This window comes from Halobellus rarus (assembly GCF_024494595.1).
Classification (GTDB): domain Archaea; phylum Halobacteriota; class Halobacteria; order Halobacteriales; family Haloferacaceae; genus Haloquadratum; species Haloquadratum rarum.
The window spans coordinates 123,463-137,284 of record NZ_JANHDI010000008.1; the positions used below are offsets into that span (position 1 = coordinate 123,463).

Annotated in this window: 11 protein-coding genes; 8 read left to right on the forward strand and 3 right to left on the reverse strand. The window is 59.0% G+C overall.

The genetic code is table 11. From position 1 onward, the window contains the following. Positions 1-3: 3 nt before the first annotated feature. Complete coding sequence (locus NO876_RS10435) at positions 4-1,404, reverse strand: sugar transferase (RefSeq protein ID WP_256421611.1); 1,401 nt, start codon at positions 1,402-1,404, stop codon at positions 4-6. A 450-nt stretch (positions 1,405-1,854) separates the two neighbouring features. Between NO876_RS10435 and NO876_RS10440 the strand changes: the two genes are divergently transcribed. The 5 genes from NO876_RS10440 (at position 1,855) to NO876_RS10460 (ending at position 7,586) form a co-directional block, all read left to right on the forward strand. Next, positions 1,855-3,021 (forward strand): sugar phosphate nucleotidyltransferase, encoded by a 1,167-nt coding sequence (locus NO876_RS10440; RefSeq protein WP_256421612.1) that lies wholly within the window; start codon positions 1,855-1,857, stop codon positions 3,019-3,021. A 6-nt stretch (positions 3,022-3,027) separates the two neighbouring features. Continuing rightward, positions 3,028-4,827: a glutamine--fructose-6-phosphate transaminase (isomerizing) gene (glmS, locus tag NO876_RS10445; protein WP_256421613.1), complete on the forward strand. Its 1,800-nt coding sequence runs from the start codon at positions 3,028-3,030 to the stop codon at positions 4,825-4,827. A gap of 133 nt (positions 4,828-4,960) precedes the next feature. Further along, positions 4,961-6,058 carry a DUF4330 family protein gene (locus NO876_RS10450; protein ID WP_256421614.1) on the forward strand — a complete coding sequence of 366 codons (1,098 nt, stop codon included), beginning with the start codon at positions 4,961-4,963 and terminating at the stop codon, positions 6,056-6,058. A gap of 2 nt (positions 6,059-6,060) precedes the next feature. Continuing rightward, positions 6,061-6,678 carry a hypothetical protein gene (locus NO876_RS10455; protein WP_256421615.1) on the forward strand — a complete coding sequence of 206 codons (618 nt, stop codon included), beginning with the start codon at positions 6,061-6,063 and terminating at the stop codon, positions 6,676-6,678. Between the two features lie 122 nt (positions 6,679-6,800). After that, positions 6,801-7,586 (forward strand): undecaprenyl-diphosphate phosphatase, encoded by a 786-nt coding sequence (locus NO876_RS10460; protein ID WP_256421616.1) that lies wholly within the window; start codon positions 6,801-6,803, stop codon positions 7,584-7,586. 6 nt (positions 7,587-7,592) lie between these two features. Here the strand turns inward: NO876_RS10460 and NO876_RS10465 are convergent, their stop codons facing one another. Next, positions 7,593-10,553: a LamG-like jellyroll fold domain-containing protein gene (locus NO876_RS10465; protein ID WP_256421617.1), complete on the reverse strand. Its 2,961-nt coding sequence runs from the start codon at positions 10,551-10,553 to the stop codon at positions 7,593-7,595. Between the two features lie 258 nt (positions 10,554-10,811). Continuing rightward, complete coding sequence (locus tag NO876_RS10470) at positions 10,812-10,976, reverse strand: DUF7987 family protein (protein WP_256421618.1); 165 nt, start codon at positions 10,974-10,976, stop codon at positions 10,812-10,814. A 442-nt stretch (positions 10,977-11,418) separates the two neighbouring features. Between NO876_RS10470 and NO876_RS10475 the strand changes: the two genes are divergently transcribed. The 3 genes from NO876_RS10475 to NO876_RS10485 all read left to right on the forward strand — a co-directional run bounded on the left by NO876_RS10475 (position 11,419) and on the right by NO876_RS10485 (position 13,485). Next, positions 11,419-11,679, forward strand: coding sequence for a hypothetical protein (locus NO876_RS10475; RefSeq protein ID WP_256421619.1), 261 nt, complete (start codon positions 11,419-11,421; stop codon positions 11,677-11,679). 154 nt (positions 11,680-11,833) lie between these two features. Continuing rightward, a complete protein-coding gene (tnpA, locus tag NO876_RS10480) occupies positions 11,834-12,241 on the forward strand; it encodes an IS200/IS605-like element ISHko3 family transposase (RefSeq protein ID WP_256421620.1) in 408 nt (135 codons plus the stop codon). Beyond that, positions 12,241-13,485 (forward strand): RNA-guided endonuclease InsQ/TnpB family protein, encoded by a 1,245-nt coding sequence (locus NO876_RS10485; RefSeq protein ID WP_256421621.1) that lies wholly within the window; start codon positions 12,241-12,243, stop codon positions 13,483-13,485. Before tnpA ends, NO876_RS10485 begins: the two co-directional genes overlap by 1 nt. The last annotated feature ends 337 nt before the right edge of the window (positions 13,486-13,822 follow it).

Sequence of the window (13,822 nt, forward strand, 5' to 3'; positions counted from 1 at the left end):
TAGTCAGTGGAGTATACTTCCTACGTCTTCGAGTACCTTCCAAATCTGTCGCAAGACGATCTGGATATCGTACGTAAACGACTGGTTTCGGATGTACTTTATGTCGTACCGGAGTTTTCGTTCGGGCTCTTTGCCCGTCGCGTCGTGTATCTGCGCGAGTCCGGTCAGTCCGGGTTTAACGAACCATCTCTGCCGCCAATCGGTCAACTGGCTCTCGTAGTCTGATTCGAGTTCGGTTATCGCCGGGCGAGGACCGACGACGCTCATTTCCCCCGTCAAGATGGGCCACAGTTGTGGTATCTCGTCTAGGTGCGTTACGCGGAGAAAATCACCCAGGGCGGTCCGTCTGTCGCCGTCGATATCGAGATCGACGTCCTCGTCGACCGGCTTCAACGTCCGGAATTTGTAGACGGTGAACGTATCTCCGAATTTGTACGTTCGCTCCTGGGTGAAGAACACAGGGCCGTGCCCTTCGATCTTGATCGCTGCCGCGATTAGCAGGATGACCGGCGACAAGACGAGTAACGCGGTCCCCGCAAAGACGACGTCGAACAGTCGCTTGAGCATCCGATCTTGGACGTCCCAGGGTTCGAGGTCGATGTCGACAATCGGCCTTTCATCGCCCGTTGGGTTGACGAGGAGGCTATCGACGTGGTCGACGTGAGTTTTGGCCTCGATTCCGTGTTCATAACAGGTGTGTAATGCACCGAAGAATTCCGCTCGGTTGGCTCCCTCAAACGCGAGGATTGCCGAATCGATGCTGTGTTTTTGGATTACATCCTCGAATCGGGAGAGTCCACCTACGTACCCGTGCTCGAAGGACGCTTGTCCGCCGTCGGTGACACTTTGTGACTCTTGATCAGCGGAATCGTCACCAGACCGATACGGTGTCGGGGGCGCAACGTACCCCAGCATCGGTCCGTCGTACGCCTTGACGATTCGCTCAATCATCGCGGGATCGTCGCCGACGACGACGGCCCGCTCCGTTCGCGTGTCGGGCTGGCGGAGCCAGATGAACCACAGCGGCAGCACGACAAGCAGGATCGGCGTCAACAACAAGAGTGTGAGCCGCGGCACTCGGTAGGTGTAATCGAAGTAGCCGATCGTCGCGAGCGCGAATACAGCGACTATTACTCGCTTTTGGGCCAGCGCGATGATATCAAGGATCCGCCGCGGCCGCGGCTTATACAGCGGGAGGAACGCGCCCGTCACCACGGCGGCAGTTAACAGCACTTCAAGTGAGAGTTCGATTCCGGTTGGTAAATCAGTCGGGAGTCGCGACAAGGCCGGCAGCGACGTCACCGCGGCTTGGATAGTCCCGTTGTTCACGGCGACGACGCTGCCAGCCGTGAGTACGGCGACGCCGAGAACACTCGCGAACCGATACCGCCAACCAGTCTCCATTACTGCGTGATTGTCAGTCGGGCTATCTTAAGGTCTGTGTTATGATTTCTAGAAGCTTCCTACTGGTTGAGCCCTTTGTGTGGTGCCTCCGACGCATTTCGGTTAGTTCTCGGGGTGTTCAGATACACGATCGTTACAGTAGTCTTTGCGAATCAGCACACACTTGACCGCACACTGTTGGGCGATCGGATGTGCATACAATTCAAAAGCACATATTGCTGAGAAATCACCCCCGGGTAGGATTAGAAAGGAAGTCACTCGACAGAGACACGTAACACAAGGACCGACGGAGCGATGGACAGGAACGACGAGGTTCACAGTAAACACTCAAACTGAGGACCGGGAACTTCCGACGGTTTCATCGCTGGAACCGTCGCGTCTCCCCGTGCCTAAACTGAACCCTACGCTTTCTGCCAAAGGCCTATATCTCGCGACGAAAACCAGTGGATTATGAAAGCAGTCGTACTCGCGGCGGGGAAAGGACGGCGACTCTGGCCGCTCACAGAGAACCGTCCAAAGCCGATGCTTCCGGTCGCGAACCGCCCGATTCTCGAACACATCTTCGACGCTCTCGCGCAGACTGCGGTTTCGGAGGTCCTCTGCGTTGTCGGCGCAAACCGCGAGCGCATCCAAAATCACGTTGGCGGTACCTACCGCGACCTCGAGATCTCCTATGTCGTCCAGGAGCCACAACTCGGCACGGGCCACGCCCTCCTGCAGGCGGAATCATTGCTTGGTGAGTCCTTCATCGCGTTGAACGGCGACCGAATCATCGATGCGGAGTTGATCGAGGCGGTCATCGATCGGCAGCGAGAGACAACCGAGCCGGTGATGGCGATTACCCGCGTCAAGGAGCCGAGTCGGTACGGCGTCGTCGCACTCGACGGCAAAACTGTCATCGGCCTTGACGAACAGCCACTCCCCGACCGCACAAAATCGAACTACATCAACGCTGGCGTCTACGCTTTCGGGCCCGAGATATTCGCTGCGATCCGCCGTATCGACACCCACGGCGAACAAGCGCTCACCGACGCATTAGCGTCCTATATCGACGACCGTCGTCTCGAAGCGGTTCGCTATCGGGGCACGTGGTTGGACATCTCGAAGCCGTGGGACCTTCTGACGGTTAACAGTACGCTCCTTGGGACCGAGCGAGCACCAAAGGCGCCAGGGCGAAGCACCGCCATCGACGAGTCGGCCGTGGTCGCCGACGGGACCGCAATCGGTGACGATACCGTGATTCACCCACAGGCCGCAGTATTGGGTGGCGTCAGCCTCGGCGACAACGTCAGTGTCGGCGCCGGTACGATCGTTGAAAATGCGATTCTTTTATCTGATGTGACACTCAAACGTGGAGCAGTAGTGACAGACTGTATCGTCGGCGCGAATACGACACTCGGCCCGAATACCACGATTGAGGGCGGGCGAGCCGATGTCATCCTCGAAGAGACCCTCCATCAGGACGTCACTCTCGGGGCGTTGCTCGGTGACAATGTGGCTGGCGGCGGCAACGTCACGATTACGCCCGGTACGATCGTCGGGAACGACGTCACACTCGGGAGCGGGACCTACGTTTCGAGGCAGGTCGACGACGACAGTCACGTCCAGCGGGGGTAAGCACCTATGTGTGGGATCATCGGCTACATCGGCCCAGAAGAGACAGGACGCATCGTCCATCAGGGACTCAAAAACCTCGAATATCGGGGATACGACTCAGCGGGAATCGCTCTTGTCGACGACACGATCACCCTTGCCAAGACTGAAGGCCAGGTGGATGAGCTCACGGCACCACGCGCGGACGGCGCAACGGCTGGGATCGGTCACACACGCTGGAGTACCCACGGCGAGCCAACCGAAACGAACGCTCACCCGCATACTGACTGCACTGGAGAGGTCGCGGTCGTGCATAATGGTATCATCGAGAACTACGAGGCGCTGAAAGCGGAACTCAGCGACACGCACGTCTTCGAGAGCGAGACCGACACCGAGGTGATTCCCCACTTCATCGAGACCCAGCTTGAGGATGGAGTCTCCCTTTTGAGCGCGGTCCAGCGGACGACCCACCAACTCGAGGGCAGTTACGCGATCGCCGTGACGGCGGCCGGTCACGAGGGGATCGTTGTCGCACGCCGGGACAGTCCGCTCCTACTCGGCCACGGCGACGACGCGACATACGTCGGCAGCGACGCCACCGCGTTCATCGAGCACACGAACCGCGTGACGTACCTCGAATCAGGCGATATCGCCCGGATTACCCCGGACGAGGTCGCGATCTACAACGACGGCGAGCGGATCGAACGTGAAACGGAAACGCTGGAGTGGGACGCCGAGGCGGCGGGCAAGAGCGGCTACGAGCACTATATGCTCAAAGAAATCCACGAACAACCGCGTGCGCTTCGGCAGGCGATCTCGGGTCGGATTGACGAGTTTGCGACCAGTGTCGATCTCGACGTGGCGCTGCCCGAAGAATATCTCCGGTCGGTCGACGAGATACAGATCGTCGCCTGCGGCACCTCCTATCACGCTGGATTGTACGCAAAGGGGCTCCTCGAACCCCACGCGGACGTCCGGGTGACTGTTCACTTGGCGAGCGAATACGCGTTTACCGAGGACCGCGATCCGTGGCGGACGCTCGTAGTTGCGATCACCCAAAGCGGCGAGACGGCCGATACGCTCTCTGCGCTCCGGGACGCCTCCCGTGCCGGCGCACGCACGCTCGCGCTGACGAATACGCTGGGGAGTACCGTCACGCGTGATGCCGACGACACCGTCTTCATTCGGGCCGGCCCGGAGATCGGCGTCGCGGCGACCAAGACGTTCGTCTCCCAGGTTGCGACTGCCGCGCTCCTCACGGTTCACCTAGGCCAGGTCCGCGATACTCTCACGTCGGAGGCCGCAACTGAACTCCTCGAAAGCCTCCGAGACCTTCCGGGTGCGGTCCAGCAGGTCCTCGACCGAGAAGCTACGATCAAACGTGCCGCCGAGACGTATACCGACAGCGAGGCGTTCTTTTATATTGGGCGGCAGGCCGGGTATCCGGTCGCTCTCGAGAGTGCACTCAAACTCAAGGAGATTTCCTACGACCACGCGGAGGGATTCGCCGCCGGTGAACTGAAACACGGCCCGCTCGCATTAGTTACCCCGGATACGCCCGTGATCGCGATCCTTACCGAAGAGGCCGCGGCCGAAAAGACCATTCATAACGTCAAGGAAGTTGAATCTCGCGGGGCTCCCGTGATCGGAGTGACGAGCGATCCGGTGACGACCGACGTCGCCAGCACCTTCGAGATTCCGTCGTGCGGGCCGTTGGAGCCGGTCGTTGCGAATGTCGCGCTCCAGCTGTTTGCGTATCACGTCGCAAATGAGAAGGGCAGACCGATCGATAAACCGCGAAACCTTGCAAAGAGTGTCACCGTCGAGTGACAGCGTCCGTTCGTCTACTGTCGGCTGTGGCGCGGATCGACTCCATATGGTGGGCGCACACACGCTGTGAAACGGTATCGTTTTACTCTCTGATTGATTGGCCGATACTAATGCCACGCTCTGGAGGTCACAGATGGAGTTGATCGACGACGATGGGAACCTCTTTGGGGTGGTCAACGTCGTCGATGCGCTCGTCGTGCTCCTGGTTGTCGCGGTGATTACGGCCGGTGTTATGTTCGTCTTCGCGGATGATCCAGCGCCGGAACCCGAGACAGCGACGACGTACGCGACACTGGATCTCGGCACGCAGCCAGACTACATTGTATCTGCGATCAACGAGGGTGACACGTACAACCCTGATGACTCCTCACAGCTTAGGATCACGGATGTTCATCTCACCCCCCAACACGACAATGTCCGAGTGCTCCTCCGTGTCGAGTTGACGGGCGAGGTGACAGACGAAAGCCTCACGTACGCGAATGCGCCGCCGCGACTGGGACGTACACTCGGTATCTCGACGGATCTCTACGAGGTTGATGGGCAGATTCGTGCCGTCGGCGAGAGCGATACGCTCGCGACGGAGTCTACGACGGTTATCCTCCGCCAAACAATGAACGCTGACGAGGCTGATGCCGTGACATCGGGTGACGAGATTCGTGTTGGTGGTCGGACCGTCGCGACTATCGAGGATGTGGCCGCGTACGCGACGAACGATCCAACCCAGCGGCGGGTCTTCGTCGCGGCGAATCTGACGACACACCGTCAACAGGATGATTGGCGCTTTGGTGGGGTGCCGGTGAACCGTGGACAGCAGATCGTCCTTCCGACCGCGGAGTATACAATTCGGGGAACCATCGAACGGATCGGCGGCGATCTGCAACTCGGCGAGCCTACGAGGCGAACCGTGACACTCCGTATGAACGAGGTGAATGCAGATATCGCCGACAGTATCCTGCCTGGAATGACCGAACGCGTGGGCGACCGAACCGTCGCTCGCGTCACCGAAGTGGAAACGGAGCCGTCACTCATCATCGCGACTGGTGAAGACGGATCCCTTAATGTTGCTGATCATCCGACCGATCGTGAGGTGACACTCACGGCTGACTTACTCGTTCGCGAGACGAGTTCAGGCACCCAATTCAAGGCCGAACCCATCCGTGTCGGATCACGAGTGACGCTCGATCTCGGGACGGTGACCGTCGAGGCGACAGTGATCAACGTCGGTGAGTAACGGTGACGGAACCCTCGGATCCGCGATCGGCCGGTGAAGCGATACGGCAGGCGGCCACGCGGGCAGTCTCCGGGTCCCGTGTCGTCGGCGCCGTGCAATCGGGGACGGCTCAGATCAGACGCTACGTCCGTACTTCGTTCCTCTATCAGTGGCTTACGGCGGAACCGGATCCAGAGGTGATCGTGATCGACCTGCGCGAGACGTGGACGGTGAGTCCGTTTCTCAGTGTACTTGATCGAATCATCTCCGAGTTGAACCGTGCACTCGATTCCTCACGGATCGGTTCGCTCGCTACCGCGGCGGGGACGGCGGTACGGGCGACCCCGCTTCGTGTGCTCGGCTTCGTATTGACGGCACTCGGGGCGACAGTCGCGATTGGAACGCTACTGACGACGGGCGCGACGACGGGGCTCATAATCGGACTCGTCGTGATACTCTCCGGGGCGGTCGCAACTCGGGACGAACGGGACTGGAAAACACTCAGTGAAACGCAGACCGTCGAATGGCTCCGGCGGGTCTTCGAGCCGCCAGCTCCGCCAGAAAACACAGCAGACCACGACTCGACTGACGACAACTCTGAGAACACCGACCGATCTGCGGACTCCAACGAACTGGAGTGACTGCTTTCCTCCCTTGACGGGACCCAACAGTGCGTCTGTCTTCGACTGCTCGCCGAAAAACGAACCCTCTTTTAACTGGACCGTCCGGTCTTCGTATGGTCCAGTCGTAGCTCCTCGCAGTCGTGATCGGGGCCCTCCAGGGGATCTTCGAGTGGCTCCCCATCTCGAGTGAGGGAAATATCACCGTCGTTCTCACTGCGCTCGGTCAGAATCCGACAGCAGCCGTCAGCTATGCGCTCTTTCTGCATCTCGGAACGGCTGTTTCGGCGACGGTCTACTATCGAAACGAACTGCGTGGCGTTCTCGAAACGGTTCCATCTTTGGAGCTTCGTCGTCCCTTCTCGTCGTCGCCCACCGCTGCGTTTCTCGGCGTAGCGACGATTGCCTCCGGAGTCACAGGTCTTGCCGCGTACGCGGCGCTCGAACGGCTCGTTACGGCCTTTACCGGTGGCGTGTTTATCGTGGTCATCGGCGTTTTTCTCGTGTTTACGGGCATTCTCCAGCGCGTATCTTCGGCAGCAGCCCTTGGTGACAAGGACACGCCCGATTTCTTAGATGCCCTTCTTGTTGGTAGTTTGCAGGGGCTTGCGATTCTCCCAGGTGTTTCTCGGTCGGGCGTCACGACCAGCGTGCTGCTGTTTCGCAGTCACGATGGCCAAACATCGTTTCAGCTCTCGTTTCTGCTTTCGATTCCAGCCGCTCTCGGTGGGGGACTCTTGGCGGCCCCCGATACCGGTCTCGTAGGAGTCTCAGCTGACACAGCGCTGCTCGCACTCGGGACTGCAGCAGTTGTCGGATACCTAACTATCGATGTGCTGATGCGTGTCGTCCGTCGCGTCTCCTTTTGGCTCGTCTGTCTCGGCCTTGGAGCGCTCGCCATCCTCGGTGGACTTCTAATCGTGTTCTAGCCGCTACTACGCGCTCGGTACTGCCGTGGCGTTACGGATTTCACCAGTAAACCCACCGCCACCTGGGAGCGAACCGATGGCGAACGAGCTCTGACGTGGTACCGACCCGTCGTATTGATCCTCTCCGACAAGGCGTCCGTCGAGGTAGAGCCGCACTGCCGTGCCTTCGCGGACGAGTTTCGCGGTGTGCCAGGCCCCGTCATCCACGCGCGGACCGGTTACTCGCCCGACCCGCTCACCGTTGCCGACGATTCCGACGAGGTGCCCTTGGCTCAGCGCCACTTGGAAGCCGCTGGTATTCCTAAATGGGGAGGATGGTGCAGTCCCCGCAATTCGCGGATACTGGACATCGTCTACGTAGTCGACGCCCTCCTGAGTCCGGAATGTCACACTGAGTGTGAAGTCCCCCGCTGGTGTGAACGATTGCTCGCCTGCGAAGCGAACTGAATCATCACCGTCGAACGAGAGGCCCGAATCCGTCCAAGTCGCACCCTGAATCCGGCCGTGGTGTCCACCGCGAACATCGAATGCTACGTCCCCAGAACTGGCGTTCAACGGCCAGTGTGCACGCTCTCCGACCGGAGAGGCGAAGGAACCACTTTGGACAGCGTCCTCGGACACGTCCGTCTGTCCACTGCCGAGCGTGTACGTCCCGTTGTACGGAACCTGCACCGCATACCACCCGTTTGCGGTGGCGGTAACGCGGCGCTCGTAAGTGTGGCTCTCCTCGCCGACGTCGAACGTCGTACGAACGGTTTGTGTTTCCCCGGGTGTTCCGTGCCCGACGACCGTAGCCCCAGGCACGAGTTCGTACACTTTCCGCTCCTCGTTCGCGTATATGGCCCGATAGTGTGACACGCCGGAGACGTCCGCCGTGGCGCTCCCCCAGTTTGCCCAGAGGCGCGATTGCATCACTTCGGACGGGACGTCCGTCTCGCTTTCCGTCGGTCCGACGACTACGTACCCGGTCGGCTTCGCAGAGAGTTCTTCGTACCACTGCTCAGATTCAGTAGACCTGCGGAACGCCTCATAATTCTGCTCGGCATACCCATATGATCGGGAGTGCCCGCTGACGTGGTAGTTATACACCCTGTTGGATCCCCACTCGCTGAAGACGTAGTTCTCAGGCCACGTCGTGTTCGTCGCCGCCGCGTGCTCGTCGATCCCGATCGACGCCTCGAACGTGGCGTCCTCAGTAACGAGGTCCTGTGTCCCGCTAGCCGTCTGGAGGCCACCGAACCCGCCCACTAGAAGAAACAGCGCGACGATCGTGACTACTGCTCGGCGCTCCGGGAGCGATAGCGATGGCACCGCAATTGTCTCGCCTCTGAACTGGGCCCGTCCCGTCTCTTCTGCCGAGCCCGTTAGTTGCGGCGCCGAAAGCAGATCGACTGCCGCCAGCAGGTACACGAATCCGAGGCCGCCGAATATGGCTAGTACAATTCCGAACTGCCCGGCGAACCGAAGCTGAACCACCGACGCAGCGAAGAACGTCCACCCATACGCGACGAGTGCGAGCCAGGCTGGCCGGTCCTCGTACCCGATGGAGTAGGTCACTCCGGCGAGCCCTGCCATCCCAAGGACGAAGGTGAATCCCAGATAGAACAGCGGTGTCGTGATGACGCCGTATTCCGGGCTGAACAGAGAGTACGCCTCGATGACCCCCGTCTGACTGAACCGAACGAAGAACGCCACACCGTTGCGAACAGTCTCCCGCAGTCCCGGCAATCCGAACCAGACGACGGCTGCGATGAGCAACCCCCCGCCGATTTCGGCAGCGAGGACCCGGCGCGCGTCGATATCCCGCCGACGCGCCAGCACCCCGATCCCGACGACCGTCAGGGCGCCACCACACAGAAGCGCCGGAATAATGCTTCGGGCGAATCCTGACCAATCATAGAGCGTGTACGGAACGGCTGAAAGCACTGCCGACACTCCGAGACTCCCGAGGAACCACGCGTTCGCCTCTAGGGGTGATCGCCCCGCCCTGACGTCGGTTGCGACCCGAGCCGTGATGTAGAACGCAAGTGGAAGTACCAGCAGTGGCCCGCCGCGCCAGGCGTGTACCTGTCCGGCGATTCCGAGACTCAATGCAGCAGCACCGCTCAGCCGCCGTGGCGTGACGGTCCGCCAGTCACTTCTGTCACGGGCGAGACAGACGACTCCAAGGACCGTCACCGCGAGCAGCAGGTAATCGAAGGCGTGGTGGTCGCTGTATCCCAGTGCCGATCGGTAGGCGACGATCGGCGTGACGGCGTAGATCGCGACGCTTGCGAGGCCGACGCGCGGGTCGTCAAACGCGACGACGGCCGTTTTGTAGACGAGCGCGCCCACGAGGACCGCAGCGACGACGGGATACCAGGCTAAGATCTGTCCGACGACTGCTGTTCCGTCGCCGAAAAGCGTCGCTACCTTCCAGAGTGTAACGATCATCAGCGCTTCGTCCCCTTGACCAGTTACTGAACCCGGTATGGACTCCAGTGATGGATCCAGCTGTACCAGTTGATCGAGCCAAAACCGGTAGAAGTACGGGTCGTTTCCGAGGAGAACGATATGTTCTCCGCGGAACACAGCATTCCACGAGAACGCTATCCGCATCACGACGACAAATGCGAGCGTGCCCACGAGCGCGCCGAGCAGAACCCGATCCGCGTTCGCGAGGCGCGTTCTGGATCTGGAGAGGTCAATCGAAACGCTCGATGCCTCGTCGGTGTCGTTTTCGACGATTTCGTCTTCGTCACCGTCGAGGACAGCACGGACCGCCGCCCGATTGCGCAGCCGATACTGTCCGTCGGCTTTTTCGACGATATCAGCCGCGACGAGTTCACCGAACTCCCCGGAGTCCAACGGGATGTCGTCGAACTCCCAGGGACCGTCATCGTCGACGTCGAGGAGGGCACGGAGGTCGTCCTCGAGATCTGGACGGTCCTCCAGTAGGTCGGCGGTTGCCGACCGGACGTCAGTCATAGATAAGCGGGGCCGTCGCGCCGACTAAAATCATTCGGAGCACCGTCCCCAGAACGAATGGTGTCGCCGTCGCCCTCGTTCTTCTAGTCTCGACCAAGAGTCATAGCTTGGAAATCTCTGTCCCTTGGATGTAGTGCTCATTTCGAGCGCCTCGATTATCGAGCTTTCGTTACCATTCATTCCGCTGGATGGACAGGGAGTCATAGAACGGTTGGCACACCTGTATTTCGGCTCCCAGAATCGCTCAGTGCAGTTCAATTATGAATTGGCTCTTTCAGTAAGTATCGTGGGGATGATGACGCCGACACCAATGAGTATCGCCCACCGTATCCACGCGGTGTTGGTGAATTGTCCCGAGATGAGCCAGAGAGCCGTCCCCAGAACAACAAACAGGAGGGTAATACGGGTATCTTTGGAGACCATAATCTTTCGACTTGCTGCCAAGTACATTAGTCTTGTTCAGTACGTTCGCAAGCTCGCTCTCACGGCTGATTCGGCTTCGATATCGTGGAATGAATACCGTAGTACGAGTTCTATGATTCCCCTTGATACGCTCTATCGGCGAAATGAACTGTACGGAATGTGGCGCGAATTCTTCGATGGTGGTGAGTTCAAAGCCGCGCCGAAAACCGGCTAACTTACTCTTCGTCGTCGTCAGCGCGCGCCTCGTAGTGCTCGCTGTTTTCTTCGACGTCACGACCCATCTCTTTCTCGGAATCCCGGTACATCGGCATAATCTAATATAATCATTGCCCGGATTCATTTGTTGTGCTTGTCGGACTCTCTCCGTGAACCTGGACCAAATCTACCCAGATTCGACCTTGATCGAAAAACACCAAGTAGACACATTAGCAAGCTGACCGAAATGAGCTATCTGGATGATATTCAAGAGCAAATCCAGCGAAACGCAGTCACCTCAGGCTCTGTTTCAGAAGTATTTGATCAGTACGATGTCGAAGTTGCCGGAGATGAAGTGAGAAAGGCGGCTCTTCTCCATAATTACTTTTACTACTATGTCGACTTTGAGTGGCGAGATGATCGCGATCTCCGTTCAGTTCCTGAAACTATAGAAATCGGTGGGAACTGCGAAGAGCAGACGATCGCCTTAGCTGGATATAGGCGCTAAGCCCCCACCCTCAACGGAGCGACCGAAGGGAGCGGAGTAGGGTGGGGATACAGCGCCGTCATCATCTGTTCATACAGCGATACGGTTGCAGGCCCACAGGCCCACGTAGTCGCAACATTTTTTCATTGGGGTCCCGTATAACAGTACGAACCCAATGGAATACGACCTCGATTCGGGAGCGCATTCGACGTACTCCCTGCACTACCACCTGATACTCACCACGAAGTATCGGCGCGGAGTACTAACCGAGGAGCGAACCCAATTCATTCGTGGGGTTATCAGCGGGTTCACGGATAAGTACGGCGTCGAACTGACGAACCTCGACGGAGAGGACGACCACGTTCACATCCTGTTCCGAGCGAAACCAACCACAGACCTCGTGAAGTTCATCAACACGGTCAAGGGCGCGACCGCCCGCCGTATCCGTAACGAGTACGAGGATGAACTGAAAACCGAACTGTGGGGCGACTCGTTCTGGAACGACTCGTACTGCCTCATCTCGACGGGGCAGGTGTCGCTGGATGTGCTGAAACAGTACGTCGAAGACCAGCGGGAGAGCTGATGTACTACGCCTACAAATATCGTCTCAAGCCGTCCGACGCCCACCGCAAGGAGTTGGACCGCCACCGCGATATTTGTCGGCAACTTTACAACCACACGCTCTACTGCCTCAACGAGTACCAAGACGAACACGGCGAACTCCCGTCCATGACCGCGCTTCGGTCGGAACTCCCCGACCTCAAGCAGTGGTGGGATGGCCTCTCCGACGTGTACTCGAAGGTTCTCCAAACCGTCGTCGAACGATTGTTCGACAACCTCAAAGGACTCTCCGCGCTCAAGGAGAACGGCTACGGCGTCGGGCAACTCAAGTGGAAACCGCCACGCGAGTTCCGCAGTTTCACGTACAGTCAGTCTGGCTTCAAGCTCGACAAGAAGGGCGGTCAGGCTGTGCTGTCCCTCTCGAAACTCGCGGACATACCGATTCGGCTTCACCGCAACATCCCCGACGACGCGAACCTCAAACAGGTCACGGTCAAGAAGGAACCGACGGGCGAGTGGTTCGCCACGTTCGGCGTCCAAATGGACCCTGAACCGCCCGAACCGCCTGAGAATCCCGAGCGGTGCGTCGGCATTGACGTGGGGATTCTCACGTACGCCCACGACACCGACGGCACGGCGGTCGGGTCGCTTGACCTCTCAGACGAACGCGAACGCTTAGAGCGCGAGCAACGGAAGCTCTCGCGCAAACAGCACGGGTCGAAAAACTACGAGAAGCAGCGGCGTCGAGTCGCAGAGTGTCACGCCGACCTCCGACGGAAGCGCCGCGACTTCTTGCACAAGCTCTCGGCGTACTACGCTCGGGAGTACGACCTCGTTGCGGTCGAAGACCTGAACGTGAAGGGGATGATGGAATGTCCGTCGAACAGCCGCAATACGGCGTCTGCCGCGTGGCGCACGTTCCTCTCATTGCTCGAATACAAGTGCGAGCGTGAAGGAACGCACTTCGTTGCCGTGAAACCGAGAGGGACGACCAAGGAGTGCGCGTCGTGCGGCGTTTCGACCGACAAGCCGTTGTGGGTCCGTGAACACTCCTGTCCCGCCTGCGGGTTTGAGGCGGACAGGGACGCGAACGCGGCGTGGAACATCCGTTCTCGCGGTCTTCAAGATGTAGGAGTGGGACGCTCCGAATCAACGCCTGTGGAGACTGCGCTCCCTACGGACACCGATTCGGTGTCTGCAAAGCGCGTCGTGGAAGCAGGAAGCCCTACCCTCAAGGAGCGAACGGCGTCAGCCGTGAGCGAGTAGGGGAGGGTAGTTCACCGATCTTTCTCGATCACCTGTCATCAGTCAAAGAGCGGCTGGTCTCTATCTCTGATGGAGACGTTTCTCACGCACTGCTCGAAATTGCGTTTGAAACATCGGATCCAAATCAGGTCGCGAACCAATTGCGGGATGTGTATGACGATTCGTACGTCATAAACTGGGCAATAGAGAACATCAGCTGGGAAGATGATGGTGATTTTTGGTTCGTTGCAGATCCTGAAATGAGCGTCTACATTGGTGACATAAGATCTCACCGCGATCAAGGGTATGCCTATCTGAATGGTGGGAGTGCGTGGGAGTGGAACTACGTGAATGAAGT